The 484-nt window shown below is 39.7% G+C and carries 1 protein-coding gene; it reads left to right on the forward strand.

The window, feature by feature from the left end:
* Window positions 1-484, forward strand: a 484-nt coding sequence (locus Ctaglu_RS25735; protein ID WP_207669523.1) for a hypothetical protein, incomplete at both ends; no start/stop codon positions are given.

Below are 484 nucleotides of genomic sequence, written 5' to 3' on the forward strand. Positions count from 1 at the left end.
GTTACTCCTAAACATGAACCAACTAATGCAAGTTACCAGGCTACAGTAAGTACCGTTGTTACTCCTAAACATGAACCAACTAATGTAAGTGATCAGGTTCCAGTGAGTACAGTTGTTACCCCTAAACATGAACCAATTAATGTATGTTATCAGGTTCCAGTGAGTACCGTTGTTACTCCTAAACATGAACCAATTAATGTATGTGATCAGGCTCCAGTGAGTACCGTTGTTACTCCTAAACATGAACCAACTAATGTATGTGATCAGGTCCCAGTGAGTGCAGTTGTTACTCCTAAACATGAACCAACTAATGTATATGATAAGGTTCCAGTGAGTGCAGTTGTTACTCCTAAACATGAACCAACTAATGTATGTGATAAGGTTCCAGTGAGTGCAGTTGTTACTCCTAAACATGAACCAATTAATGCACGTGATCAGGCTCCAGTGAGTACCGTTGTTACTCCTAAACATGAACCAACTAATG

Source organism: Clostridium tagluense (assembly GCF_003865095.1).
Classification (GTDB): domain Bacteria; phylum Bacillota; class Clostridia; order Clostridiales; family Clostridiaceae; genus Clostridium_AD; species Clostridium_AD tagluense.